Origin of the sequence: Bacillus sp. WMMC1349, assembly GCF_013155385.1 — a bacterium.
In the GTDB taxonomy this organism is placed as follows: domain Bacteria; phylum Bacillota; class Bacilli; order Bacillales; family Bacillaceae; genus Bacillus.
Genome location: NZ_JABJUQ010000007.1, coordinates 928,419 through 954,191, shown reverse-complemented (window position 1 = coordinate 954,191; position 25,773 = coordinate 928,419). Strand labels below are relative to the sequence as shown.

23 protein-coding genes are annotated in these 25,773 nt (G+C 37.3%); 5 read left to right on the top strand and 18 right to left on the bottom strand.

Annotated elements, in window-relative coordinates:
* Nucleotides 1–9 precede the first annotated feature (9 nt).
* Both HOO54_RS07200 and hmpA read right to left on the bottom strand, forming a co-directional pair.
* Nucleotides 10–1,419: a SpoVR family protein gene (locus HOO54_RS07200; protein ID WP_172293772.1), complete on the bottom strand. Its 1,410-nt coding sequence runs from the start codon at nt 1,417–1,419 to the stop codon at nt 10–12.
* Between the two features lie 100 nt (nt 1,420–1,519).
* On the bottom strand, nt 1,520–2,734 hold the full coding sequence (hmpA, locus tag HOO54_RS07195; protein ID WP_172293770.1) for an NO-inducible flavohemoprotein: 1,215 nt from the start codon (nt 2,732–2,734) through the stop codon (nt 1,520–1,522).
* 211 nt (nt 2,735–2,945) lie between these two features.
* On the opposite strand from hmpA, the gene nsrR reads away from it, so the two are divergent.
* Entirely contained in the window at nt 2,946–3,374 is a 429-nt protein-coding gene (gene nsrR, locus HOO54_RS07190) for a nitric oxide-sensing transcriptional repressor NsrR (protein ID WP_172293768.1), read from the top strand.
* A 161-nt stretch (nt 3,375–3,535) separates the two neighbouring features.
* On the opposite strand, the gene HOO54_RS07185 is transcribed toward nsrR, so the two are convergent.
* Nucleotides 3,536–3,850, bottom strand: a complete 315-nt coding sequence (locus HOO54_RS07185; RefSeq protein WP_172293766.1) for a DUF3889 domain-containing protein — start codon at nt 3,848–3,850, stop codon at nt 3,536–3,538.
* Nucleotides 3,851–4,031: 181 nt separating this feature from the next.
* On the opposite strand from HOO54_RS07185, the gene HOO54_RS07180 reads away from it, so the two are divergent.
* Nucleotides 4,032–4,280 carry a YhdB family protein gene (locus HOO54_RS07180; protein WP_172293764.1) on the top strand — a complete coding sequence of 83 codons (249 nt, stop codon included), beginning with the start codon at nt 4,032–4,034 and terminating at the stop codon, nt 4,278–4,280.
* Between the two features lie 612 nt (nt 4,281–4,892).
* Here HOO54_RS07180 and HOO54_RS07175 read toward each other — a convergent pair.
* The 10 genes from HOO54_RS07175 to HOO54_RS07130 form a co-directional block, all read right to left on the bottom strand.
* The gene (locus HOO54_RS07175) at nt 4,893–5,411 is read right to left on the bottom strand and encodes an NADPH-dependent FMN reductase (protein ID WP_172293762.1); all 519 of its coding nucleotides are present in this window, start codon (nt 5,409–5,411) and stop codon (nt 4,893–4,895) included.
* A 74-nt stretch (nt 5,412–5,485) separates the two neighbouring features.
* Nucleotides 5,486–5,677, bottom strand: coding sequence for a helix-turn-helix transcriptional regulator (locus HOO54_RS07170; protein ID WP_172293760.1), 192 nt, complete (start codon nt 5,675–5,677; stop codon nt 5,486–5,488).
* A 20-nt stretch (nt 5,678–5,697) separates the two neighbouring features.
* On the bottom strand, nt 5,698–6,156 hold the full coding sequence (locus HOO54_RS07165; protein WP_172293758.1) for a hypothetical protein: 459 nt from the start codon (nt 6,154–6,156) through the stop codon (nt 5,698–5,700).
* Between the two features lie 124 nt (nt 6,157–6,280).
* Complete coding sequence (locus HOO54_RS07160; protein WP_172293756.1) at nt 6,281–8,029, bottom strand: phospho-sugar mutase; 1,749 nt, start codon at nt 8,027–8,029, stop codon at nt 6,281–6,283.
* A gap of 562 nt (nt 8,030–8,591) precedes the next feature.
* Nucleotides 8,592–8,993, bottom strand: coding sequence for a hypothetical protein (locus HOO54_RS07155; protein ID WP_172293754.1), 402 nt, complete (start codon nt 8,991–8,993; stop codon nt 8,592–8,594).
* Nucleotides 8,994–9,805: 812 nt separating this feature from the next.
* A complete protein-coding gene (locus tag HOO54_RS07150; protein WP_172293752.1) occupies nt 9,806–10,177 on the bottom strand; it encodes a hypothetical protein in 372 nt (123 codons plus the stop codon).
* Nucleotides 10,178–10,606: 429 nt separating this feature from the next.
* Nucleotides 10,607–12,271: a glycerol-3-phosphate dehydrogenase gene (glpD, locus tag HOO54_RS07145; RefSeq protein ID WP_172293750.1), complete on the bottom strand. Its 1,665-nt coding sequence runs from the start codon at nt 12,269–12,271 to the stop codon at nt 10,607–10,609.
* A 145-nt stretch (nt 12,272–12,416) separates the two neighbouring features.
* On the bottom strand, nt 12,417–13,907 hold the full coding sequence (gene glpK, locus HOO54_RS07140; RefSeq protein WP_172293748.1) for a glycerol kinase GlpK: 1,491 nt from the start codon (nt 13,905–13,907) through the stop codon (nt 12,417–12,419).
* A gap of 30 nt (nt 13,908–13,937) precedes the next feature.
* Nucleotides 13,938–14,753: an MIP/aquaporin family protein gene (locus HOO54_RS07135; protein ID WP_172293746.1), complete on the bottom strand. Its 816-nt coding sequence runs from the start codon at nt 14,751–14,753 to the stop codon at nt 13,938–13,940.
* A 198-nt stretch (nt 14,754–14,951) separates the two neighbouring features.
* On the bottom strand, nt 14,952–15,533 hold the full coding sequence (locus HOO54_RS07130; protein WP_172293744.1) for a glycerol-3-phosphate responsive antiterminator: 582 nt from the start codon (nt 15,531–15,533) through the stop codon (nt 14,952–14,954).
* A 503-nt stretch (nt 15,534–16,036) separates the two neighbouring features.
* Between HOO54_RS07130 and HOO54_RS07125 the strand changes: the two genes are divergently transcribed.
* Nucleotides 16,037–17,173, top strand: a complete 1,137-nt coding sequence (locus HOO54_RS07125; RefSeq protein WP_172293742.1) for a hypothetical protein — start codon at nt 16,037–16,039, stop codon at nt 17,171–17,173.
* Nucleotides 17,174–17,376: 203 nt separating this feature from the next.
* Here the strand turns inward: HOO54_RS07125 and HOO54_RS07120 are convergent, their stop codons facing one another.
* Entirely contained in the window at nt 17,377–18,033 is a 657-nt protein-coding gene (locus HOO54_RS07120) for an HAD family hydrolase (RefSeq protein ID WP_172299415.1), read from the bottom strand.
* Between the two features lie 181 nt (nt 18,034–18,214).
* On the bottom strand, nt 18,215–18,562 hold the full coding sequence (locus HOO54_RS07115) for a DUF5365 family protein (RefSeq protein WP_309244865.1): 348 nt from the start codon (nt 18,560–18,562) through the stop codon (nt 18,215–18,217).
* Nucleotides 18,563–18,677: 115 nt separating this feature from the next.
* Here HOO54_RS07115 and HOO54_RS07110 point away from each other — a divergent pair, with 115 nt between their 5' ends.
* On the top strand, nt 18,678–19,598 hold the full coding sequence (locus HOO54_RS07110; RefSeq protein ID WP_172293738.1) for an RluA family pseudouridine synthase: 921 nt from the start codon (nt 18,678–18,680) through the stop codon (nt 19,596–19,598).
* Between the two features lie 134 nt (nt 19,599–19,732).
* On the opposite strand, the gene HOO54_RS07105 is transcribed toward HOO54_RS07110, so the two are convergent.
* Both HOO54_RS07105 and HOO54_RS07100 read right to left on the bottom strand, forming a co-directional pair.
* On the bottom strand, nt 19,733–20,899 hold the full coding sequence (locus tag HOO54_RS07105) for an MFS transporter (RefSeq protein ID WP_172293736.1): 1,167 nt from the start codon (nt 20,897–20,899) through the stop codon (nt 19,733–19,735).
* Nucleotides 20,900–21,133: 234 nt separating this feature from the next.
* Nucleotides 21,134–23,149 (bottom strand): ATP-binding protein, encoded by a 2,016-nt coding sequence (locus tag HOO54_RS07100; protein WP_172293734.1) that lies wholly within the window; start codon nt 23,147–23,149, stop codon nt 21,134–21,136.
* A 400-nt stretch (nt 23,150–23,549) separates the two neighbouring features.
* Between HOO54_RS07100 and HOO54_RS07095 the strand changes: the two genes are divergently transcribed.
* Nucleotides 23,550–24,209: a spore coat protein gene (locus tag HOO54_RS07095; protein ID WP_172293732.1), complete on the top strand. Its 660-nt coding sequence runs from the start codon at nt 23,550–23,552 to the stop codon at nt 24,207–24,209.
* Between the two features lie 897 nt (nt 24,210–25,106).
* On the opposite strand, the gene HOO54_RS07090 is transcribed toward HOO54_RS07095, so the two are convergent.
* A complete protein-coding gene (locus tag HOO54_RS07090) occupies nt 25,107–25,694 on the bottom strand; it encodes a YhcN/YlaJ family sporulation lipoprotein (RefSeq protein WP_172293730.1) in 588 nt (195 codons plus the stop codon).
* Between the last annotated feature and the right edge of the window lie 79 nt (nt 25,695–25,773).

Genomic DNA, 25,773 nt, shown 5'->3' with positions numbered 1-25,773 from the left:
CCCTCTTTTTTATAAATATCTGCGATGAACCGCTTTTCCATCATATGAAAACAAAACCGGCTTATCCTCTAAAACCGTTTCAACGTGGACACTTCTTCCCCAAAGCTGATGAAGATAGGGAAGCACTTTTTCAAGGTATTTTAAATCAAGTTCGATGTCTTCGTACCAGTGTTTCATATACAGCTCATTATTTTTTAAATAATCCCCATCTTCAACTGTCAAGTATGGAAAACCGCCATTCACTCTCATACTCACAAGCTGGTCACGGACAGCTTCCCAGTCTTTATCAACGATTTTATAATCCCTTCCCTGTTTTTGAAACAAATAGAGATCTTCTTGCATGACAAGATCTTTCGTTAAATAATTGCGGATAAACGAGATATCTGACTCAATTTCTCTTACTTCAAACAATTTTTCTTTCCCTGAGTTTGGTTTCACACCCATTTTTTTCATATCGGCAGTTGGTTGATTGTATCTTTCTTCAATGTCCTCAAATATTTTCAATCCGAGATAATAAGGATTGATCCCTGTTTTTGAAGGCTGAACAACACCTGCGTTCAATTTAGCGAACTCGATCGCTTCGCTTGAAGTGAGATGAAGTTCACGAATAATCCGCTGATGCCAGTAGGATGCCCATCCTTCATTCATAATTTTTGTTTCAAGTTGCGGCCAGAAATAAAGCATTTCCTCCCTCATCATTGTCAAAATGTCACGTTGCCAAGGTTCAAGCTCTCGGGAATGCTCCTCAATAAACAACAAAAGGTCTTTTTCCGGTTTAGGCGGAAATTTTTTTTTCGGTTTCTTCTTTTTCTTGATTTGTTCTTTCTGATCTAAGCGCCATAGATCATCATATGGTGTCTTAACAGGATCGGTCTCTGTATCTTCTTCATCATCTATACTCCAAGATAGCTTTGGTCTTACCAATGATGGGTCAATATGCTCTTGAATAGCCAGCACTGCGTCAAGAAAATCCTCAACTTCCTGTGCTCCATGAACCATTTCATAATCCTTAATCCGTTCTGCTGTTGCTGCCATACTTTCAACCATATCCCGTTTTGTATTTTGAAATCGGCAATTATTCTTAAAGAAATCACAGTGGGCAAGGACATGGGCGACAATTAATTTGTTTTGAACCAATGAATTGGTATCAAGTAAAAATGCATAACATGGATTAGAATTAATGACGAGTTCGTATATTTTACTTAAACCAAAATCATAATGGAGTTTCATTTTATGAAATTGTTTGCCAAAGCTCCAATGACTGTATCTGGTCGGCATCCCATACGCTCCGAATGTATAGATAATTTCAGCCGGGCATATTTCATATCTCATTGGATAAAAATCAAGACCAAACCCTTTGGCGATTTCTGTAATTTCTGCAATTGCTTGATAAAGTTCTTTCTCCTCCCGTACGCTCAATACTCCAATCCCTCCTGGTTAAGCTTATTTCTATTGTATGAACCAGGGTGATAAAAGATGAAACGAGAAAGGCAGCTGTCATTTGACAGCTGCCTTTCAATTAGTTGGCAATTTGCATTTCAAGTGCAGAAGCAAAACTTTCGTAGTGAATGTTCTCAAGCGGTACCCCGATGTTTTGCAAGTCTTCAATGACACATTTCATGAAAGATAATGGTCCACAGACATAAAAGTCACCATCTTGGTCTTGCACTACCTTTTTAAGAATGTCTTCATTCAAACGGCCATTTATGATGTGTTCTCCTTGATTTTCTGAATCTTGGCTATAGAGAAACAGTAGTCTAGCTGCTGGATTTTGGCTGATCAGTTGTTCTGCCTCTTCACGAAACGCATGATGTTTGGCAGATTTTGCGGCATGAATGAATGTAAACTTCTGATTACTTTCCCGAGCGACCAGTGTTTTCGCCATACTCATGACCGGGGTAATTCCAGATCCAGCACTAATAAAGTAAACGGGCTTATTTGTTTGTTCGGTAAGGATGAAGTCTCCCGCTGGAACACTTACTTCCAAGCTGCTGCCAACTTCCATTTTTTCATGAAGATAATTCGATACTCTTCCGTTCGGTTTATCTTCTTCCCTTTCCAATTTGACGGATATCCGATAATAATCTCGATTCCATGCATCTGACAAACTGTATTGTCTTGCTGAAAGGTGTGAGTCTCCTGGAATTTTAATTCGAACAGATACATATTGACCAGGACTAAAAACAGGCAAGTCTGTTCCATCGGCAGGTTTCAAATAAAAAGAGGTTATCGTTTCAGATTCGACACGCTTTTCTACAACAACAAACGGTTTAAATCCTTCCCAACTCTCAGCTTGCTTTTTGTCTTCATCATACATTTGTTGTTCAACGTCAATAAACACGCGAGCAATCTCTTCATATGCCTCTCGCCATGCTTGAAGAATGTCCTCAGATGCAGCATCACCTAAAACGATTTCAATCGCTTCTAAAAGATGATGACCGACAATCGGATATTGCTCTGGTTTTACATGTAAGCTTTTATGCTTGTGGCCAATTTGTTTGACAACCGGCAGGAGCGCTTCGAGGTGGTCGATATTCTCCGCTGCCTGTAAAACCGTATAAGCTAATGCTTTAGGTTGCCCGCCTGTTTGTTGACGAGACATATTAAAAATGTTCTTCAATTCTGGGTGTGCACTGAACATCCTTTTGTAAAAACATGATGTAATCTCTGTTCCTCGTTCCTTTAAGACAGGTGCGGTCGCTTTGACAATTTGTTTCGTTTTTTCAGATAACATCGTTCATTTCTCCTCTCCCACAAAAAATGTATTTCAAATACATCTTTTAAATCGAGATAAAGATGTATTTTAGATACATCTTTATGTTAGACATAATTTGAAATTTAAGCAATATTAACTAGTCATATTTTATACTTTTGTAACAAATGGTATTATGCCTAAGATCAAAGTGTGATAAGATAATGAAAACATGTTTGATCGAGGTAGAGCGATGAAACTAACTAATTATACGGATTACTCATTAAGGGTCCTCATTTTTTTAGCAACTAAAAACTCAAACGAGCTCGTCAATATTAAAGATGTCGCTGATGCTTATGCCATTTCAAAAAACCACCTTATGAAGGTGATTTACAAGCTCGGTAAGCTTGGCTATGTTGAGACGATTCGTGGTCGAAACGGCGGAATTCGCCTTGGAAAAGCACCTGAATTAATTAATATTGGTGAAGTGATTAGACATACTGAAGATGATTTTCATCTTGTGGAATGCTTTGACAGAGAAAAAAACACGTGCATTCTTTCTCCAAACTGCGGCTTAAAACACGTGTTAAACAAAGCCCTTACCGCATATTTAGCTGTCTTAGATCAATACACACTTCAGGATGTAATCATCAATCAAGACAAAATACGGGATCTGTTTTAGTTAGGGGCTGTTTAAAAAGTCCTTTATCAATATGGATCATGGGGAATTGCGAGACTTGCGAGACCACGCAGAAGCAAGAACGAGTTCTGAGGAAGTTCGCAAAAATTGAGCAAATTCCCCGATATTCATTCATGCACACTACTTTCAGGACAGCCCTTTTCTTATAAAATAAATACATTAACACTAATAATCGTGTTTGTTATAGGGTGAAAATAGACCTCTGCATGCGCAGAAAATGCTTTTCCTTTTTGGTTAACGGTCACTCTAAAAACATCTTTAGTCTGTTCACCATTGACTTCTGTACGCCCTATATATTGATAATCCTCTAATAAAGCACCTTTAAATTTCTCTTCAAGCGCACTGAATGCAATTCTTTCCCATCTCTCTAGATGATTTTCTTGTAATGAGTAGCTTTTTTGCGTCATGGACATGACTAACATGAAGCTAAATACCACTGTATATAATCGTTTTTTCATTTTGATTCTCTCCGATTTGTATTTATTGATTAACATGAGCAGAAAACGTGTAAATCATACATATACAATCCTCATATTTCTAGGCTGTGATCTCAAGGAGACCAAGTTTTGTCCAGAGACAAAAACAGACCGGCCACATACAATAACCATGACTCCTAAAGAAAGAAGGGAGAAGTGATGAATGAATTATGCCGATTATGATAAAGCGTTGTATTACACACATAGGTCTCAGTGGGATAATTTACTAATCCTAATGGTGAGAACTGAGGATGATTTATTATCTAAGCGGATTGAACATTTTTTACACGCTTACAATTTCGAAAGAGATGACTCCATTGTTGAAAAACGACTTTACGACCTGCTTCAATATATTGATCATGCTTCTTTTTCAGGTCATGAAAATGACTCTAGTGTTCCAATTCTCACATAAAAAATGTACCCTATCGAGTAGACACTAAAAAAAGTCTACCTATAGGGTGCTTTTGTTTATCATGAAGAAAAAATTGTAAATACAGCTGAAAATTTATCAATGAAAAGGAAAAAGTAAATTTCCAAGAAGATATGATCGGAAAAAAGCGTAAAATGCTAAAACGGATTTGCAGAATAATGAAAAAGTATGGCATTATGTCCTATCAGAAAAGCTATCCTTATCATCGAACGGCTAAATCAACGAAAGAATTTACTGTATGATTGGAAAACATACATCACGCTTATTATCGGATCAACAAATGAAAATTAGCTTATCACGTTTCTGATCGTATCACTTTAAATAATCGCAACAGACACGCTTTTAAAATTGTTAAATAACGGAAGTATAAAATGGGCAGAGGGGAGCTTTCATTCATTCAGATCAAGGATTTATTTCAAACATATGGTAAGGACATATCGTTCAGATCAATCCAATGTCAACGACCCGCAAGAATCATTTTTTAAGCATTTCAAATGAAACACTAGCTGATATGACTTATTATTCCGATTACAGATATCAATGGAATCTAAAAAAAATGACCCCTCGTACAATACAGGAATCATCTTTCCAGTGTTAGGCTCTTTTAAATTTTGCATACAAGAAAAGTTCTTCCATTATATCTTTAATTTTCGCTTCAGTCGCTTGAGTAACTGTTCGATTTTCAGTATCAATATCAATTGGATCAAGAACAAGTTGGTTGGGAATCACGTTTGCATACACTCCACGGGCAACTGTTCTCATATTGACTAAAGCATTTATCCCACCTTTACCACCTCCTGCACAAGCTAAAATAGCCACAGGTTTATTAGAAAATTGTTCATTACTCAAAAAATCAATCGCATTTTTTAAAGCACCGCTCATACCACTGTGATATTCCGGGGACACTAAGACGACTGCATCGGAATCTTTAATAGTTGTTCTTATTTTTTTTATATTATCATCTAATAACTGTTCTTCTTCTCCATTAAAGATCGGCAGAATATATTCGCTTAAATCAACTAAATCAGCCTGATATGTATCAGCGATATATGAGGCAACAATCCTTGTTCTCCCTTGTTTTCTTGCAGTTCCACTTATAACTGTGACCTTCATTTCCCCATCTCCTTTATATTAAAAAAGTTGTTCTATTGTTCTCATTTAAAACATAATATTCTCAGCTTGTCAATTTATTTGTCCCAAAATAAGTCATCCAAGGTTTTATCTAACGCTTTTGCAATGGCAACACAAAGTTGCAGAGTCGGATTATACTTTCCTTTTTCAATCAGCCCGATCGTTTGCCGTGTTACATTGACCTTGTCGGCTAACTGGGCTTGTGTTAATGATTTTTCAACTCGGGCCAATTTAACTCGGTTCACCATAATTTCTCACCTCAGATCCTTCACTCATCGAAAAGATCTTTATTTTTTTTGAACGATTTATGTAAAGAGATAAATTGGCTTAAAAAATGAAATAATACAAAAATAAACAACATTCCGATTAGATCAATCCATTTATCCAGATGGTCTGGAATACCAAGAAAAATAATAGATAGAATCGCGAAGATGGGGCCGGAAGAGATGCTAGTGACGAGGATTTCTTTTCTTTTTCTTCGGTATACCAATTGATTGTCAACCTCTGGGTACTCTAACCCTGATAACAGATAGCGAAGGACAATCCAACCAATATAAACTGCAAAACCGATCCCGCTGATGATGAATTCAGATGGTTCTCTGTTCAAAATCAAGCCTCTAATGATCACATCAATGAATAATATAGCAGCAACGATCATACCTGCTTCACCAAAAAATTGATCCATTTTCTTTTCGATATATTCATCCCCAGTTTTCAAATACTTCATAGAGCCATTCCCCCCTCTATCATTCGGATTCAATGTAACATATATATTACTTATAGTCAAAAATATATTGCATTATTAAACGAAAAAAACCCACCATTCCTTGTTGATGGCGGGTTTTCAACAATCATGACCTCGCTGTTCCTTTTACAATCTCATCAATGTTCTTCATCACTTCATCTGTTAGACGTTTGAGACATTCATCGCTCTCTTCTTCTGTTTGTCCTTTAACTGCAAAATAAAATTTCACTTTAGGCTCTGTACCAGATGGTCGAAGACAGAACCATGATCCATCTTCAAGAAAATACTTCAATACGTTTGATTGAGGCAGATCAATCATTTCTTCCTTGTTTTCCTTTAACAACATCCGTTTACTAGTCAAATAATCCTCGGCTGAAACAACGTCTATACCAGCAATTGAATGAGGTGGCTGTTCTCTGAAAGATTTAAGAATTGCTGCTATTTGCTCAGCCCCTTCCTTACCTTTCAAAGTGAGCGATTTTAAACCTTCACGGTAATAGCCATACGTTTTATACAATTCCAGTAGTCCCTCATAAAGAGATTTACCCTGTTTTTGATAAAAGGCACATACTTCGACAGCCAAAAGTGCGGCTTGAACGGCATCCTTATCTCTGGCAAAGTCACCGATTAAATAACCATAACTCTCTTCATAACCAAATTGGAAGCGATATTCACCAGATGTTTTGAATTGCTTGATTTTTTGGCCGATAAATTTAAAACCTGTCAATGTATCAATTGTATCAAGACCGAATGATGCCGCAATATCACGCCCCATTTCGCTTGTCACAATCGATTTTAACACGACTCCGTTTTTAGGAAGGACACCTTTTTCCTGCTTTTGCGAGAGCAAATAATGAAGTAGCAGTGCTCCCGTTTGATTCCCTGTCAGGACAGTATAGCGCCCTTGGTGATCTTTAACAGCAACCCCAAGACGATCCGCATCTGGGTCTGTACCAATCAGAATGTCTGCTCCTTCTTTTTCACCCAATTTAATAGCATATTCAAATGCAGCATGTTCTTCCGGATTTGGTGAAGTCACCGTTGAAAAGTCCGGGTCTGGAAGCTCCTGCTCAGGAACTACAGTTACATGGTCATAACCGAGCGCTTGAAGTCCGCGTCTAACCAATTTGTTGGCTGTACCATGAAGCGGAGTAAAAATCACCTTCACTTCTGTTTCCTTGCTAAGTTCAGGATGGACAGAAATAGATGTTAGTTTGTCTAAATATGCTTGATCAATCTCATCACCGATGATTTTGATCAAACCTTGTTCACCCAGCACATCTTCATCACCAGCTGAGATCGCCAATTCATTTTCAATCATATTCACATGGTTAATCAGCCTGTCAGCATCTTCAGGAGGCAGCTGTGCTCCATCTTCACCATATACTTTATACCCGTTGTATTCAGGTGGATTGTGACTTGCTGTAACGACAATACCGGCATAAGCATTCAATTGTCTTACTGCAAAAGAAAGCTCAGGTGTCGGGCGCAGCTCGTCGAACAGATAAGTTTGAACGCCATTTTGGGCAAGAGTCTTAGCTGCTTCCATTGAAAATTCAGGTGACTTGTGGCGCGAATCGTAAGCAATGACAACCCCTCTTTTTTTTGCTTCAGCACCATTTTCAGCAATATATGCCGCAAGACCAGCCGATGCTTTACGTACTGTATAAACGTTCATTCGGTTTGGTCCAGGGCCAATTTCACCACGCATACCAGCTGTTCCAAACTCGAGTTTTTTATAAAAACAATCCTCTAATTCTTTTTCATTTTCTGCCACTTTAAGAAGAAGAGATCTTATTTCAGGGTCTAAGTTCTCCGTATTCTTCCATCGTTCATAGCTTGTTTTCCAGCTCATGTCAGACCTCCAAATGTTCTTGACTTATGTATCACAGCTTTACTATTTATTTTATCTATAAACGTTTGGTTTGTCCAAATTCTCATCAAACCGAGCAGGAGCGAGTTTAGCTTCAGACCTGTTACACCACCAGTTCCATCGTACGGCAATTTAGTTTAAGCAAAGTTCATCCTCATAGGAGCTGGTTCTGCTTTTCGTTTAAATTATTTAATGTTTGGTTTGTTGGTTTTATTGTACGATCTTGCTGTTGAGGCTTTAAAAATCCGGATCATACGTTAACTATATTATTTTTGCATATCCTTCCAACCAATAGTATTAATTGGAATTCAACTTCAAGTATTCTTTGTGATTTGTATTTGTATACTTTTCCTTGCAAGACCCCACAAGAGCAAGGAACGAGCTCAGAGGAGGCTCATCGATCACCTGCGGAAAGCGAACAAATTCCCCAATGTTTATTCATCCATACTACTTTCAGTACAACCCTGTCCATAATTTTTTTCACTGTCTACTTGACAAGAGGCAGTTTATTTTATATCTTTCAAGGCTTATAGAGATAATAATATTAATAATACCTTAAAATAATCAAGCTAATACAACCTTTCTTGTCAAAAATAGATGCTACATGTCCCCAAGAATAATGATAAGGTTCTTTTCCTAAAACAGATAACAACCACTGGTCATGACTTTTTTTCTTTTCCATCTCAATATTTTCTGTCCAATTATCCCAAGATAGTCCATTCATAATTTCTGATAAATGTACCTCTTTAAGTTTTCCATTATTAAAAAATACTGTTAGCGAGAATGACTTTCCATTTATTTCTTGTGTATCTTTTAGTAAATAATTATTATCAATAGTTCCTCCCTTGTATAAAGAAGTAGTCATAAAAATTTCAAGGGACATTTTTGAATTTAAAACTATACTCCCATTTTCTAATATTACTGAACCGGTTATTTTATCAATCATTCTTATCTCCTGCTTATTACTTAAAATTTGTAAGACGTATTAGTGTGGATTGGTTTAAGAATCTCCTGTTCAATTCGAACATCTGTATCAAAATTGTAATAAATAACCAAAAAACTACAGGATTGCTTTCTTAATTCCAAATGCCGTCTCTATTCCATCATCTACAGCATATGCTGTCACACCGGGTTTCTATCTTGGACTTGCAAACCCTAGCGATGATATAACTTTGGGTGAATGATAAGTCAAATCATGTGCATCCTCATATGGTGATCTTCCATTCAAACCCAAACTACTGGTAACAATGATTCAATTTTTCAATACTCGCTTTCTGCCGATTCGGGTCTGCTAGTCTTCTAAAACCATGCTTTTTCTCATTCCATAAGCTATGCATATTTGGATGAAAATCCCTTTGTAATAATAGGTGTTTTTTCAAAAAAGTTGTTTTGGTCTTTTAGATATTGTGAAATGCTTTCCAATTACAGCAATATTTCTTTAGTTCTCATTTGAGCTAGAACCTTTACAATATCTAGTTTAACGATAAAAGACTTGTATTCAGCATGATCACATCATTTATTTGGACAAACGAAAGGTGGGCCAACATCTTTCGTAAGCCCACCCTGTCAATTCCAATGTTTAGTTTTGCAATACTGATTTCTTCATCTCTACAAATATGTATCAATCTTCATAATATGCTTTAAACTTTATTCATCTTTAGCCTTACCTTAGTGTTGAAACTCATATAAACCCTCCGTTACATTAAAAACGAATAGAGTATTATACAACCATCTTTAGTAAAAATACGAAACCATTATTTAAGCTTTGGTCACTTTTATCTCAAACCATTTTTTTCTAGAATAACTGAAGGTACCAATTATACTAATGAGTCCTAATACGCTCATAATAGGTGTTAACAGACTCCCCATAACCACTAAACCTATTGACATGATGTATAACCACAATGCATTAGGATTTATTTTAATTTCCACATCGGAATAATTTTCCACTTCTATTTCCGGACTTTTTAAACCTTGTTGTTTCGCTTTAATCTTGATAGGTATATTAGTCGAATCAATAATATATTCTTCGTTCTCTCTCAATTTGGCAACCTCTTTACTATTCACTAGTAATACGACACCTGCTATTCTGCCTATCATACCTGTTTTTCTTTTTACTTTTATACTCATTTTCTTATCTCCTTAAAACTTTTCACATCACTCTACTAATTCAGTAAAAATACCGAATTTCTCATTTTCTATTATATATGATCCAATAATCACCTTCAACTTTGACTCCCCTTTAAGTACTTACAATTCTAAGTTGTGTGGGCTTTCTTTTGACACCAAAACTCCTCCTGGAGAATTCGATGAAATCGTCTTGAAACCCTAGTCTACTCTTCTATTTCTTTTCTAGAATAAAATAAAATACATACATCTTTCATCAATTGCGAGATTTATTTTAACGCTCTATGTTCATTCCCATACCATCGTTGAAAGCCCTATTCTTCAAGAAATCATGAGGATCGGTTCTTTTTATAATCAGCATCATCCTCAGCATCATCCCCCCCTCATCAAAATGAGGCCGCCTTTTAAAAGGCAGCCCCATTCTTAAGAATATCACTTTTCAAGCGGAACAACTGCATCATGAAGCAGCTGATTCAAGGCTTTTAAATGCTTGACCTTTGTGTCATCGCCCCAGTTCAGTTTATCTGCCATATATTCTGTAAGTTCATCTTTATAAGTCCGAACCCATTGAATATCAAAGAATAATGCACCAGTCCTCCGTACGAAAAAGTCTGCTGGAACAACGGTCATCTCTTCTTCAATTCCATAATCCATTTCCGCCAAAATATGAACAGGAATACGGCGCTTTGCAGCTTCTTCTTTCAGTAGGGTCATTCGCTCAAATAGACGATCTGTATTAGAACCGTATCTAGAAGCTATCTGCTTAGCCGCTTGTTTTGATAATCCGGCTGCAATCCCTTCGGCTGCCTTCTCCTCGATAAAGACTTCAAGATGCTGAGAACCGCCGATATGTCCTCCAGAAATCGGCATTGTTTTCGTTTTGCATGGTCCGAAATCTCCATATCCCTCTTCCTTCAAACTAGTTCTGATCAGATCAACGATTTGTTCAGCCATTTTTCGATAACCTGTTAATTTACCTCCAGCAATTGTGATTAAACCAGAGGCAGAAGTCCAAATTTCATCCTTACGAGAAATCTCTGACGGATCTTTTCCTTCTTCGTGTATCAATGGTCTAAGCCCTGCCCAACTCGATTCTACATCATCAGCAGTAATATTTAACTCAGGGAACATATAACGGATCGCCTCAATCAGATAATCTCTGTCACTAGTCGTCATTCGCGGATGTTCGAGATCTTCGTTATAAACGGTATCTGTTGTTCCAACATATGCTTTACCATCCCTTGGGATAGCAAACACCATACGACCATCAGGTGTATCAAAATATACCGCTTGTTTTAACGGAAAGACTGACTGGTCAAACACAAGGTGGACCCCTTTTGTATGTTGAAGATGTTTACCTTCTTTTGACTGATCTTTTTCCCGCAGGCGGTCTACCCATGGTCCTGTGGCATTGACAATTTTTTTCGCATACACTTTGTATGTTTTGTTTGTGAAGACATCTTTAATGATGACACCGACGACTTCTCCATTTTCGTAAAGGAACTCACTTACTTTGGCATAGTTGACAGCTTCAGCTCCAAATTTAACTGCTTCTTTTAAGACTTCAATCGTTAATCTTGCGTCATCTGTCCGATATTCGACATAATAACCCCCGCCTTTTAAACCTGCCTTTTTGACAAGCGGTTCTTTTTTTAGTGTCTCTTCAACGTTCAACATACTTCTACGTTCTGATGCTTTGACACCTGCTAAAAAGTCATAAACTCTGAGTCCGATCGATGTCGAGAATTTGCCAAAGGTTCCACCTTTATGCATAGGTAGAAGCATCCATTCAGGTGTTGTCACATGTGGACCATTTTCGTAAACAATCGCCCGTTCTTTCCCAACTTCTGCAACCATTTTCACTTCAAACTGCTTTAAATAGCGAAGTCCTCCATGAACAAGCTTTGTCGAGCGGCTTGATGTGCCTGCGGCAAAATCCTGCATTTCAAAAAGAGCGGTTTTCATTCCTCTTGAAGCAGCGTCCAAGGCTGTTCCAGCTCCTGTAATCCCCCCACCGATGATCAGCACATCATATTTCTGTTTTGTCATATCTGTAAGGATATTCTCCCGTTTACGACTTGAGAATAATGATTCCATTTCAAAGTCCTCCCTTGTTGTCCACGGTAAGAAATAGAAAAAAAGACCACAAACAACCAAAGTAATCCCGCTACTTTGGTGTTGTGGTCTCTCCTCTTCTCCAACCGTTTCTATTAACTTATCAATATTGTAACATGGCTATATTTTATTTGAAAGCCATTGTTGCTTGAATGGCCTTCTGCCATCCGTTATACAGGTTGTCGCGCTCTTCTTTTTCCATTTTAGGTTCGAAGCGATGTTCCAACTTCCATTGATCTTTAATCTCTGAACGATCACTCCAGAAACCAACCGCGAGTCCTGCCAAATAAGCTGCACCAAGAGCAGTCGTCTCATTAATTTCCGGACGTTCAACTGGAACATCAAGAATATCTCCTTGAAATTCCATTAAGAAGTTATTTTTCACAGCACCACCGTCAACACGTAATGTTTTGAGGGATATACCTGAGTCTTCCTCCATTGCGTTAAGGACATCTTTCGTTTGATATGCAAGCGACTCCAGTGTTGCCCTGACAAAGTGTTCTTTTGTCGTACCCCGGGTCAAACCAAATACCGCACCGCGCACATCGCTATCCCAATACGGTGTGCCTAAACCAACAAATGCCGGAACCACATATACACCATCAGCGGATTCCACCCTTACTGCATAATTTTCACTATCTTTTGCTTCTTTAAACATTCTCAAGCCATCACGCAACCATTGAACAGCAGAGCCAGCAACAAACACACTTCCTTCAAGTGCATATTCAACCTTCCCATCAATTCCCCAAGCGATTGTCGTCAGCAGCCCATGTTCTGACTTAATAGCTTTTTCACCAGTGTTCATCAGCATAAAGCATCCTGTCCCATAGGTGTTTTTTACCATACCTTCATCAAAACAGGCTTGACCGAATAATGCTGACTGTTGGTCACCTGCCGCTCCACCAATCGGAATGTTTTTCCCGAAGAAATGATAATCAACCGTTTCAGCATAAACATGAGAGGAAGGTTTAACCTCAGGCAACATTGATTGTGGAATACCGAGAATATCCAGCAGCTCAACATCCCATTTCAAGTCGTATATGTTAAACATCAATGTTCTTGAAGCATTTGAGTAATCCGTTACATGAGCTTTGCCACCTGACATCTTCCAGATGAGCCAAGAATCGATCGTTCCAAAGAGCAAGTCGCCATTTTCCGCTTTTTCTCTTGCTCCTTCTACATGATCCAAAATCCATTTCACCTTTGTGCCAGAAAAATATGAATCAATTAATAGACCGGTTTTTTCCCTAAATGTATTCTCATAACCTTTATTTTTTAATTCCTCACATATTTCAGCCGATTGACGCGACTGCCAGACAATGGCATTATAAACTGGTTTACCTGTATGTTTATCCCAAACAACGGTTGTCTCCCTTTGGTTTGTAATCCCGATTCCAGCTATCTGTCCAGCTTCAATGCCTGATTCAGAAAGAACTGTCGCAATAACAGACAGAACCGTACCCCAGATTTCATTGGCGTTGTGCTCAACCCAACCCGGCTTAGGGAAATGCTGAGTAAATTCTTTTTGTGAAGTATAGACGATTTGACCTTCTTTATTAAAAAGAATCGCTCTTGTACTCGTTGTTCCCTGATCAAGAGATAAAATATATTGTTCCATTTATATGTCCCCCTATGTGTCTATTAAGCTTTAAAGATTAACCGAATTTCCCATCGATTGTTTTTTCGTTTGAATATAAAATCCTAACAGTACAACTAATAATACTACACTAACAAACCAAAAGCTGCTTGTCATATGCCCTTTAAAGACAGCATTGTAGAAAACGCCTCCGAACGCTCCCCCAAGAACAGGTCCTAAAACCGGAATCCATGAATATCCCCAATTAGATCCCCCTTTTCCTGGAATAGGTAAAACAAAATGGGCAATTCTTGGACCTAAGTCCCGTGCTGGATTAATCGCATATCCAGTTGTTCCCCCTAATGAAAGACCGATTGCCACAATTAGAAACCCAACGATCAACGGGTTGAGCCCTTCTGTAAATTTGTTAGCACCAATCGCCAAAATGCCAAGGACAAGAATAAATGTTCCTAGTATTTCGCTAAACAAATTTGCAAAGGTGTTTTGAATCGCTGGTCCTGTTGAAAATACGCCAAGCTTCGCCCCTTCATCATCTGTTTCTTTCCAATGTGGTAAGTAATGAAGAAAAATAAGTACAGCACCTAAAAATGCGCCTAACATTTGTGCTAAAATATAAGAAGGCACTTGTTCCCAAGGAAAATCTCCCACAAAAGCTAAGCCAACTGTGACTGCAGGATTCAAGTGCGCTCCACTAATACCTCCGACGGCATATGCCGCCATTGCAACACCAAGACCCCAACCAAATACGATCACAATCCATCCTGATTGATGTGAAAGTGACTTCTTCAGATTCACACCTGCACAAACCCCAGCGCCAAATACGATGAGCAACATTGTTCCAACAACTTCCCCCCAAAATGCTGTCAAGACCATCCCTCCTAAAATCTATTGATATGTGCTTCAAATGATGAACATGAATTGTTCACCGTTTACACTGCATAAAAGACCACAAAAAAAACACAGCAAACCTTCTTTACATAAAAATTGTAAAGAACTGCTGTGATCTCCAAGTCTCCATCACAATGTATTAACTTGGTAAGATCGTAACGTATTTTGAAAGCGTTGTCAATATTTTTTCACAATTTTATTTTCTCTGTCATATGTTTTCCACAATTGAGTTTCAGAGGTTGTCACAGCAACAGCCCCAGCATCTAAAGCTCTTTTAACGTCTTTTTCAGAGCGAATAAAACCACCAGCAAAAATCGGAATACCCGTCCTTTCATGCACTTCCTTAATCAATTCAGGCACTACCCCGGGCAGAACCTCGATAAAATCAGGTCTGTGTTTTTGTACCAATTCAATACTTTTCATCATTGCACTTGTGTCAATTAAAAACATGCGCTGAATCGCATAGACTTTCTTTTGTTTTGCTTTGGCAATCACACTTGATCTGGTTGACAGAATACCAGCTGGCTTCATTTCTTGACAAATAAACTCCGCTCCGTATTCATCATGCTTGATTCCTTGAATAAGATCAACATGAACAAGCATTTTTTTTCCCCGACGTTTTGCAGCACTAATCACCCCTCCTAGATGTCCTAGGTGAATATCAAGAAGAACACCATATGTATACGGGCTATCCAGAAAGATATCAAACTGCTTCATATTGCGCACAGCTGGTAAAATATTTTGATCGTGAAAACCCATGTTTCATCCCCCTCACTTCCTATCATTTATATCTCTAATAAAGAAGAGTTTTACCACAAACGAATTATAACATTTTAATCATAAAGAACCTTCTTCTCGTTTTCAATCAAATTTCGTCACATCATTGACAAAGATTGCTGGCTTCTTCTAAATTTAGACAGCCTGTGGTAAACTAAGGATTATCAATATTTCCCATCAAATCACTTAACGATCATAGACAAGCAAGATAGCCCGTCTGACGTTTTGAATCTGCGTCCACACAAACAAGAATTTACATAACAATATGCCTGAATAAAAATTACTAATAAGTCATTTACAAACAGCTTTCTGTCCTATATATTAGAAACATAGTAAAATTTTATAGTAAAAAAACTTACTTATCACCATGGGTCTTACAACAACGTTATCAAGCAAGTTTTATAACTCATTCCCGAAAATTAGGGACATTCATTTTAAAATCAACAACCGGTCTAACCGGTTGTTTTGCATCATAAGGAGGAAAAATGAACAGACTTAAGACCCTTTTTGTTTTATCAAGCATCCTAATTTTCACATGTTCTTGTCAGCAGCAACCAGTCGAACATCAAAAGGAAAAGATCAGCACTCATCAGGATATGATTTTAAGAGACATTAAAAAAGGCACTTTTATCGTTAGTTTTTCTAATATGTTAAACAGCGGTAGTGAATTTGCAGTATATCAGGAAGATGGGGCAATACAGGACCAGATCACATTAAAAGATCACACTGATTTGAATTCATCTGCCTCTAATCAAGACTATACCTTTTTTGCGTCAAATAGAAGTAACGACCATATTAAGATAAACAATAAAACTGGAAAACTTGACAAGATTAATGAGAAAAGCTTGTCTAAAACAACTGAAGATGAAGGCGCAACTTTTATTAATACTTCTGGAGATTATGTTTTACATGATATAAACATTGGTAATACAAGTGAAGGTTTACATGGTGAACTTGTTTATTGGAACAACAAGGTGAAAAAGAAAAAACATGTAATCATCAGTGGTGAAATTGTTTCCGCACAAATAGTTGGTCAAAAGATTTATGCCATTACCAATAAAGATGATCATATGTCAATCGTACGCATCAATTCAAAAACAAACAAACCTGAAATAAAAAAACGGATTCCTAATGAAAAAATTTATTTTCTGAATAAAAAAGACGGGTTCCAAGTACTTGATGAACAAACCTTTATGCTAGCAGTAAATGACCAAGCAGAACAAAACCAAGAATCGAAAATATTACTGATAGATCAAGAGACTTTAAAAACAAAAAGAGAAATCAAAATGGAGAAAGGATTTTTCCCAACAAAATTAAAACGAATGAAAGATGAGGTTGTTGCTGTTTCAAGCAATGGAAAAGTAACCGTTTTTGATCATTTATTTCATAAAAAAAGATCATTCAAAGTTTTCTCAGGCAATGATGACTTTTCACTAGAAGATGTAAAAATAAACGATCACAGCATTTATGCGTTAACTAAAAGGTTTAAAAGAGACAAACACCAACTGATTGGAAACATCATTTCTTACAATTTAAAATCAGGGAAAAAAGAGAAAACGACACCTTTAAAAGCAAGTCAGGATTGGGATTGTGCTCGTTTTGAATTATTGCCCCAAAAATAAGTACGAAAAATAGCTGTCTAAAAAGTCCTTTTTCAACATAAATCAGGGGGAATTGCGAGACTCCTGCGGAAACAGCGAGCCAGGCGAGACCCAAGAGGAGCAAGGAACGAGCTCCGAGGAGGCTCGCGGATCGCCCGCGGAAAGCGAGCAAATTCCCCAATTTTTATTCAGCCACACGACTTTCAGGACAGCCCTTTCTCTCTTTACTGAGAGACTTTCTGAATCAGTTGTTCAAATTCCATTTCTGCCATGGATTCTAAGCGATGGTCATATTGTTCAAATAACAGGCTTTTTGTGACCTTATTCGGAACAATGACACATTTCATTCCTGCACGTTTCGCCGCTATTGAACCATTAACAGAGTCTTCAAATGCAAGACATTCCTCAGGTTTTACGGCTAAACAAGCAGCAGCCTGCAAATAAAGCTCTGGATTAGGTTTGACTTCTTTTACATCATCAGCTGTTTTAATACACTCAAAATCATCATAAAGCCCAATTTGCTTTAAATGTTGTGTGACCCACTTATAATCTGAACTTGAGGCCAGACCGATTTTTAAGTCAAGCTCTTTTGCCGCTGTTATGTAAGCTTCAACCCCGGCTCGCGGGTTTTCATTTTCCATTCTTTTCAAAAAACGTTCTTTTCGAGTATTTGTTAGTACATCATGATCCAACTTGGTTTGTAATTGTTCTTCTAAATAAGAAAATGGCTCAAATCCGGCAGCCGTCCCAATCACTTTCCCCCAAACAGACATTGGCAGATCTGAGCCATGCTCTTGAAAGATCTCTTGAAGCACTTCATAATCATGGGTTTCTGTATCTAAAATCAGACCATCAAAATCAAAGATTATCGCTTTTATCATTCCGCTATGTCCAACTCCTTTTGCCTTTTTGCACATTTATCGTATCCTTCCTAGCACCCCCAAGCAAGTTCATCAGTATCAACTCAACTGATGAACTAAGGTAGGGCAACAAGACAACAATAGACGCACTCCCTGTTAGTATGTACAATAATGAAGATACTAACGAAGGAGACGGACAATCTTACATGACTTGACTGTCCATGTAGAAATCAGCAGATCTTAAAGGAAAGTTCAGGCCACATTCATTTAACTTATGACAATTTTTATCGAAAAGATGGCGATCTTTTAATCCCCATTGACGAGTTGACTGTGTTAATAATGTGTGTATAATTTGAAGGCTAGTTATAATCTGAAATGCTTCATCCAACGTTCCATTGTAATCCAATTCTTTAAAATCAAGAGTGCCTATCTGTTTCAACTCAGCAATTTTTTGGTCATTAAAATAAGTTGAAAACACTTGGTAAAGATCAGAAGCAAGTTCCTCAATATAAATTTCCTGTTCTTCTGTTGCTGCTTTAACAATACGCACACATATCACCCTTTACTGTAATCTCTTCAAACAGAATATCATACAAAAATACAGGGCAGTAAAGGTAAGTGTTTCCTTATGGCTGAATCGCTTTTTACAGAAAGGAGTAGTTAAAATGCACCAACAAAATAATAAATTAATATTCCGTTTTCAGAACGAAAATAATCGTGAACATTTGTTTTCATTTTTAAAAAAAGCAACGAAAGCTTCAAAGCCAGTCATTCAATACTGGACCCAACATCAAAAAATAACAATAAACCAAAAAACGGAAACCCAAAACTTACTATTAAAAAGTGGGGATACAATTGAAATCGACCTTAGGGAAAATGAAGAAAGCGACATTATTCCTGAATATGGCGAATGTTCCGTGTTGTTTGAGGACGAACATATACTTATTGTCAATAAACCGCCTGGTATCGCAACACACCCAAATGACAAAGGACAGACAGGAACATTAAGCAACATCATTGCATTTTATTATCAAGCAAATGGGGAAAAACGAAAAGTCCGGCATATTCATCGCCTTGATAAAGACACAAGTGGTGCAGTCGTATTTGCAAAACATCGCCTTGCCCAGATCATTTTAGATGAGCAGCTTGAAAGAAAAGAGTTATCGAGAACATATATTGCCATCGCCAAAGGTAAATTTAAAAAACAAACAGGGACAATCAATCATGCCATCGGTAGGGACAGGCACCACCCTGTCAGAAGAAGGGTTTCTCCAACCGGTAAGTCAGCCATTACCCATTATGTTATAAAAAGCTACCAACAGAAAAATAACATTTCTTTATGTGAACTTCAGCTTGAAACAGGAAGAACCCATCAAATCCGTGTTCATCTTGCAAACCTTGGTCATCCTTTATTAGGAGATACACTATACGGAGGTTCAACAAAACTTTTTCAAAGACAAGCATTGCATGCTGCAAAAATTAGAGTCACTCATCCGATCACAGGAGAAAAACTGGTCGTCAAAGCACCTATGCCAGACGATTTAAAAGCGGCGACCGAGACATTGTTTAGAAACGTAAAAATCTAGTCCGAAAAATAAAGCAAGTGAAGAAATATGTATTGTGTTTCTCCACTTGCTGATTTTATCTATAAAAGGAGTTGGCGGCTCGACATGTACTTTGTCGAGGTCTTAAAAAAGAAAAACCTGTTACTGATTTTTTATTATATTTTAAACTCTTTCCTATTGCATTTCTCTCTGTTTTTAACTAAGCCTAGTAATTGTGCTGCAAATGCCAGTACAACTAAAACTGCACCAGCAAAAGGCAATTCAGAAGGTGCTAGTCCTGTTAGCATAGCAAGACCTCCCAGTGATGAACCGACTGCACTCCCTAGATAGTTAGCCGAACTATTTAAAGCGACAGCAGCAGCACCGTGTTGAGGCTGTGCTTCTAATAATAAGTGCTGTTGAGGAGCTTGTGAAGCCCATCCCGTTGCACCCCATAATAGAAAAGGTAAAAAGCCTAATATAGAAATATGAATTGTAAATGGCAAACTAAATAAAGCGATTGCTAAAATAGCTAGAATTGATGCCATTAGCAAAGCTGGCCGTCCAGTACGGTCAATTAAAGTGCCAATTGAAAAGCTTCCAATAATTCCACCGACTCCCCACACCCATAAATAAGGTGTTATTTCATTGATTGATGCCAAGTTTTGTAAGATAGATGCTACATAAGTATATAAACCGAGGCTGGCAACACTCGTCATAAACGTAATACCTACAATAATTGACACCCGTTTATTGGTCATCATTTTAAGTCTTTCTCGTAATGAAGGTGGAGCAGAAGCTGCAAGATGAGGGAACCAGATGACGATTCCAAGCATAGCAACAAAACCAATCACACTAATTAAACCTAATGTTCCTTGCCAACTTAAATGTTTTGCAATCATCAATCCCACAGGAACTCCTATGACTGTTCCCATGCTCATACCGCCAAGGATCATTCCCAGCGCCCGGCCTCTTTTTTCTTGAGATACAAGGGCGGCAGCGGCTGCGGCTGCTAAAGGTGAATAAAGTCCTGCTCCAATACCTGCTACTGCTCGAGATACAAGAAGAATAGTAAAATTCGGTGATAAAGCACTTAGCCCATTGGCAATGGTGAATAAACCAAGCGCAAACAACAACACTTTACGTACAGGTTTTCCAGCCAATATTGTTGCAAAAATAGGAGCTGCTAAGGCATAAAAGAGCGTAAAAACACTTACAGCTTGTCCCGCTTGTGAGTCATTGATATGAAAAGTTGTACTGATATCTGGTAGTAGACCTGCTACGACATAGGCATCAAAACCTAGTGTAAACATTCCTATAGTGAGAAGAAGTACTTTTTGCATGACACCCTCCGTACTTAAAAATTGATAAGTTCGCTTTATGCTAAAAGTTGTCTGGTATGAGAATAAGTCTATGGTTGTTTGGCACACCCTAAATTTTGTTTTTTAACATCACAATACCCCTCCTCAGATAAATATTGATATGTAAATTTTATACTATTAATCCACCAAAAACAAACAATGTGCATATATTCATATATTAGAAAAACAAAAAGAATGGCATAAAAATTGCCATTCTCATTCTTTAATCGGAAGTTCTAACTTAACTTGTGTACCTTTTCCTTCTTCACTTTGAAAATGAATATGTCCTCCATGGTTCTCAATAATTTTAAAAGTAACCATTAAACCAAGACCTGTTCCTTTGTCCTTCGTTGTGTAAAATGGTTCTCCCAGTTTTTTAAGCACTTCTTTCGGAATTCCTTTTCCTTGATCCTCAAAAATAATGACAACTTTGCCATTTTCCTGATACGATTCGATTGAGATGACACCTTCAGTATGTTCCATCGCCTCAAACGCATTTTTTAAAATGTTAAGAAACACCTGCTTTAATTCATTTGAAACAGCATGAATTTCGGGAAGTTTCTCACATAACGTTTTCTTAATTTGCACATTTTTAAGAGATGCCTGGGATTCCAGAATCATACAAACATCTTCAATAATTGTATTCACTTGCACCAAATCAAAAGTAGCTGATTTCGTTTTTGCTAAAACAAGAAATTCATTGATAATCGATTCAAGTCTTATAAATTCAGACATCATCACTTCCGCGTAATCTTTCTGGTATTTTTTAGTTTGTATCATGAGCTGTAAAAACCCTTTTAAAGATGTAAGCGGATTGCGAATTTCATGGGCAATGCCTGCAGCAAGTTGCCCAATAGCTGATAACATCTCCGATTTCATTAACATTTTTTCAGAACGTTTCTGATTTGTAATGTCTTCTGAAATTCTCATCACCTGTTGAACGGTCCCCGTGTGATCTTCCACAGGAATCAGTGAAACTTGTTCCCACATGTCAACTCCTTCATCATCCTGATAATGGAGCTCTCCTGACCACGCTTTATTCTTTACAACATCTTGCCAATGAACAGATAATTCACTGCAAACACGATGTTTTTCATTGAATGTAAATACGTTTTCACCAATAATTTCAAACTCTTCTTTACCAATCATCTCACAAAAACGTTTATTTACATATTGCACATTCCCGCTGGTGGAAGCAATTAAAATATTTGTTGGACTTTGATCCACCACTTGTGAGCTAATATGTAACGCTTCATTTGTCAATTTTAACTCAGTCATATTAAAAAACGTGACAATAATTCCTTTTATAACCTCGTTAGTATAATACGGTGTCATTTCGACAGCATACCAATCACCGTTTAATGACTCAAGTTCCTTATGTACGGTTTCTCTTTCACAAAGTACCCTTTTCAAATCTTGAACAAATTCGTCATACTTGAGATGGCTTGTTAATACATGAATTGATCCAGCAATTTCTGATTTCTTTAGTCTAAAAAGCTTTGTTGCCTCTGGTGTTAAATATTTCACATTCAAATGTTGATCCAAAAATAAGGCTGCAACATTTGTCTGATCCAAAAGGCTGTACATATCACTTTTAATTTCCGTTAACTCGCCTATTTTTTTTTCAAATTTCTCATTGATTGTCCTTAATTCTCTGTTTGACCGAAGGAGTTGCTGATTTTTACGGGTGAGTTTTTGATTAGATACTTCAAGTTCCTTTATCTTCCGGCAAAGGGTTTGAATCGCATCATTCGTTTGATTAACGCTATTTTCTGATAGGATCAACCTTTTTTCTTCAGCTTTTTGTTTATTTTCAATAAAAAGCACATAAAGTTTTTGATATTGACGAAAAAAACGGATTAATTTTAAATTAATTAGAAAAAGCCTTCCACCTAAATAAACGGGTAGATTTTTAAATACAACTTCTCTTTTTCCATTTCGTAACCGCTGTATAGCTGTGTTGATAGGAAAAGACAATCCAGAAGGGAGAATATGATCTATGTTTCCTTTTTCGTTCTTTACATATTGACCCGCATTTTTTGAAGAAGCTACAATTTCCCCCTTATCATTCAAGATCAGACACGGAAATAAATATTGATCAACTAACGAAAGATAGATGTCATCCATTTTATAAAATTCACTTAGTTGCTGGATTTTTTTGGACACATCCGATTTTACGTTTTGGGTAAACAATTCTGACATTTTTTCAATCATTTCACTTGAGACTAGCATAAAAGTCCTCCTTTTTCCAAGTTCAAAATGCAAAAGTGGAAACACCTACTACTATTCACGAAATATAGATGGGATCGACGGCTAATATATTCTGGAGGAAGAGTCTTTCACATGTCACGCAGAGGCAACAAAATATGCTAACAAAGTATACCTACCCTTCAACATCCTTCCACCGACCTGCTTACCATTTTTTCTTTTCAGTCTTCCAAGAATTCGGCATCCGACAGATATGTATAATAGAAAAAACAAGGTCAAAAATATGAAGGACATCTAACCAAGTATTCGACGGATGATATAAAAACCCTTTAAATACAATTTATTGGATCCGTTCTTTTTTTGAATAAAAACATAAAGATAAACAAACTATAAAGATTGAACCAAATTGAAGGAGGAGATGTGAATGGATCAACAAAATCAACAAAAAATGCAAATAAATCAAGGGAATGAAGCATTACAACATTTGAATCATGGCGGTCATGAAGTTTTTGACATGCATGAAGTATTGTCAGGAATGATTGGTATTCTTGATCAATATTTGATGTTTAGACAGCAAATCCAAGATCCTGAGCTAATCGGTATATTGGAAAGACAGCGTCAATTTATTATGTCACAGTATAATATTACGACAGAGAGTTTCCGTACTGGGCGAAAGCCTAGCCAGGAAACGGCAACTTATATGATGAAAGAAGACAGGGAATTTGTATACGGCTTAAAACAATCCCAACCTAAGAAACCAAATCAAGCAGTGACAGGTATTGATGATGCATGTATTAGCAGCTATATGCTTTCATTAATTAAAACCGGAGCTTCTTCCCTTGCTATGGCAGCTCCTGAGGTAACAAATCCTGTCTGCCGAAGAGTGTTGGCCGATCAAATTCCAAATTATATCGAAATGGCCTACGAAATTTTTCTTTACCAAAACAAACGTGGCTATTACCAAGTTCCACAGCTTTCTTCACGGGACATGGAAATCATGCTTTCCACTTTTGCACCGGCAGTTGGGCAATCGCAAACACAAATCCCGTTAAACAAAGGAATGGGTCAAGGACCAATTCATTAACTAGCTAAACGGCATTGAAAGGAATAAATCCTCCAATGCCGTTTTTATTATTTTAACCAAAATGAAAAAGGGTGTTCTGAAAGTAGTGTGGATGAAGTTTTATCACCATGATCAGGCGAAACCCCGCAGGGGCAAGGGACAAGCTCCGAGATGGCTCGCGGATAGCGAGCAAATTTCCCATCTTTATTCTGGGCAATGCTGTTTCATGTGTAAAAAGGTGAAAAACCACATTCAAAAACTTATTTATCACGCAATTGACACAGCTTTATGAGATTTTCTCAGAGGTTGCGGTTTTCATTTGTTTGTTATCGTTTTAATCATAAAACGTTGTCCTGTCAGTATTACCCGACTGATCACGCATAATAGGCATTTAAAAGTTAATAATTCTTAATGTCTTATATCGCCAATGATTCAAACAGCTGATGTTTCCCCTATCACTGGAAATGATCGAAGTACTTGATACTCTTTATGTTCATTTGAAAGTTCAACCATATTGTTTCAAGCTGTTTCTTTTTTTGATGTGCCTTGCGTCATCTTTGACCTGTTCGTACGTCTTGGCCAAGAGGTTTTTGCAGCTTCAAGGAGGGCGATTCCTTTGTCTTCTGATTGTTTCAAACTTGATGAGTTAATTTTTTATGAAGTTGTTCATAAGAGGGGCAATTATGGTCAATCTCTTTACATTGGCGATGCTGATTATAAATAACCATTGCACTTCATGTTTCATTTGTCTCCCTCCTTTTTAACCAATTGTAGATCGATTCCATTTTCTTATACACGATCTCGGAGGACCCGGCATCCTATATAACGGTGTGAAGTTGGTCTGTTTATAGTCCACTAAAAAAATAGCAGCACAAACCGCGGTCTTGGTCTGCGCTACTAATGTTAGTATGTTTTTCCTTATCTTTGTTGGGGAAATATTCTGTTGATTGTTTCACCAAATTCGTCAAAAATACCTTCAATTGGTTCGCCATTTTGAATCCTATCTCCATAATTCCTCATCCGGTCAACAAAATCCGGGTTTGCCGAAACAAATACATTGTTTATGTCTTTGTCAGTTCTTTTTACTTTATTGGAGATTTTCTTCTTTAGATCTCCAGTTATATCGCCTTTCGGATTCCCTTTTAAAACAACGGCTACATAAGCATTTCGATTGGTAACAATCACATTGGCATGTCTGACTTCTTTTAAGTCTGTGACCTTATCAGCAACTTTATCTGCAACATCCATATTGTTATTATTGTTATTCTCGTTTACATTTCGATCAGGATTTCTGTATGTGACATCCATTCTGTCATCTCTATTGATCCGTTCGCTTACATTTGTTCCATCATTTATGTTGTTTCTATCATTTCTGTCCGTCACATTTTGTAGCACGTCATTTTGATCACGGCGCTCATTTTCTCCTTGATTGGCCATTCCACAACCTGCGGTGAACAATAAAGGGAAAAGAAAAGCAGTTATTGCACCTTTTTTCTTATTGAACATTTCATATTTCCTCCTTTAATCATTTACTTATAGGTTTTTCTTTTAAATTTGATTTATTCACCCAAGGAAAATCCAGTTT

What these genes read in the sequence shown, in the direction of transcription:
- hmpA (WP_172293770.1), bottom strand. Translation starts at nt 2,734, where the DNA reads ATGTTATCTGAAAAAACGAAACAAATTGTCAAAGCGACCGCACCTGTC.
- nsrR (WP_172293768.1), top strand. Translation starts at nt 2,946, where the DNA reads ATGAAACTAACTAATTATACGGATTACTCATTAAGGGTCCTCATTTTT.
- HOO54_RS07185 (WP_172293766.1), bottom strand. Translation starts at nt 3,850, where the DNA reads ATGAAAAAACGATTATATACAGTGGTATTTAGCTTCATGTTAGTCATG.
- HOO54_RS07180 (WP_172293764.1), top strand. Translation starts at nt 4,032, where the DNA reads ATGAATTATGCCGATTATGATAAAGCGTTGTATTACACACATAGGTCT.
- HOO54_RS07175 (WP_172293762.1), bottom strand. Translation starts at nt 5,411, where the DNA reads ATGAAGGTCACAGTTATAAGTGGAACTGCAAGAAAACAAGGGAGAACA.
- HOO54_RS07170 (WP_172293760.1), bottom strand. Translation starts at nt 5,677, where the DNA reads ATGGTGAACCGAGTTAAATTGGCCCGAGTTGAAAAATCATTAACACAA.
- HOO54_RS07165 (WP_172293758.1), bottom strand. Translation starts at nt 6,156, where the DNA reads ATGAAGTATTTGAAAACTGGGGATGAATATATCGAAAAGAAAATGGAT.
- HOO54_RS07160 (WP_172293756.1), bottom strand. Translation starts at nt 8,029, where the DNA reads ATGAGCTGGAAAACAAGCTATGAACGATGGAAGAATACGGAGAACTTA.
- HOO54_RS07155 (WP_172293754.1), bottom strand. Translation starts at nt 8,993, where the DNA reads ATGATTGATAAAATAACCGGTTCAGTAATATTAGAAAATGGGAGTATA.
- HOO54_RS07150 (WP_172293752.1), bottom strand. Translation starts at nt 10,177, where the DNA reads ATGAGTATAAAAGTAAAAAGAAAAACAGGTATGATAGGCAGAATAGCA.
- glpD (WP_172293750.1), bottom strand. Translation starts at nt 12,271, where the DNA reads ATGGAATCATTATTCTCAAGTCGTAAACGGGAGAATATCCTTACAGAT.
- glpK (WP_172293748.1), bottom strand. Translation starts at nt 13,907, where the DNA reads ATGGAACAATATATTTTATCTCTTGATCAGGGAACAACGAGTACAAGA.
- HOO54_RS07130 (WP_172293744.1), bottom strand. Translation starts at nt 15,533, where the DNA reads ATGGGTTTTCACGATCAAAATATTTTACCAGCTGTGCGCAATATGAAG.
- HOO54_RS07125 (WP_172293742.1), top strand. Translation starts at nt 16,037, where the DNA reads ATGAACAGACTTAAGACCCTTTTTGTTTTATCAAGCATCCTAATTTTC.
- HOO54_RS07120 (WP_172299415.1), bottom strand. Translation starts at nt 18,033, where the DNA reads ATGATAAAAGCGATAATCTTTGATTTTGATGGTCTGATTTTAGATACA.
- HOO54_RS07110 (WP_172293738.1), top strand. Translation starts at nt 18,678, where the DNA reads ATGCACCAACAAAATAATAAATTAATATTCCGTTTTCAGAACGAAAAT.
- HOO54_RS07105 (WP_172293736.1), bottom strand. Translation starts at nt 20,899, where the DNA reads ATGCAAAAAGTACTTCTTCTCACTATAGGAATGTTTACACTAGGTTTT.
- HOO54_RS07100 (WP_172293734.1), bottom strand. Translation starts at nt 23,149, where the DNA reads ATGCTAGTCTCAAGTGAAATGATTGAAAAAATGTCAGAATTGTTTACC.
- HOO54_RS07095 (WP_172293732.1), top strand. Translation starts at nt 23,550, where the DNA reads ATGGATCAACAAAATCAACAAAAAATGCAAATAAATCAAGGGAATGAA.
- HOO54_RS07090 (WP_172293730.1), bottom strand. Translation starts at nt 25,694, where the DNA reads ATGTTCAATAAGAAAAAAGGTGCAATAACTGCTTTTCTTTTCCCTTTA.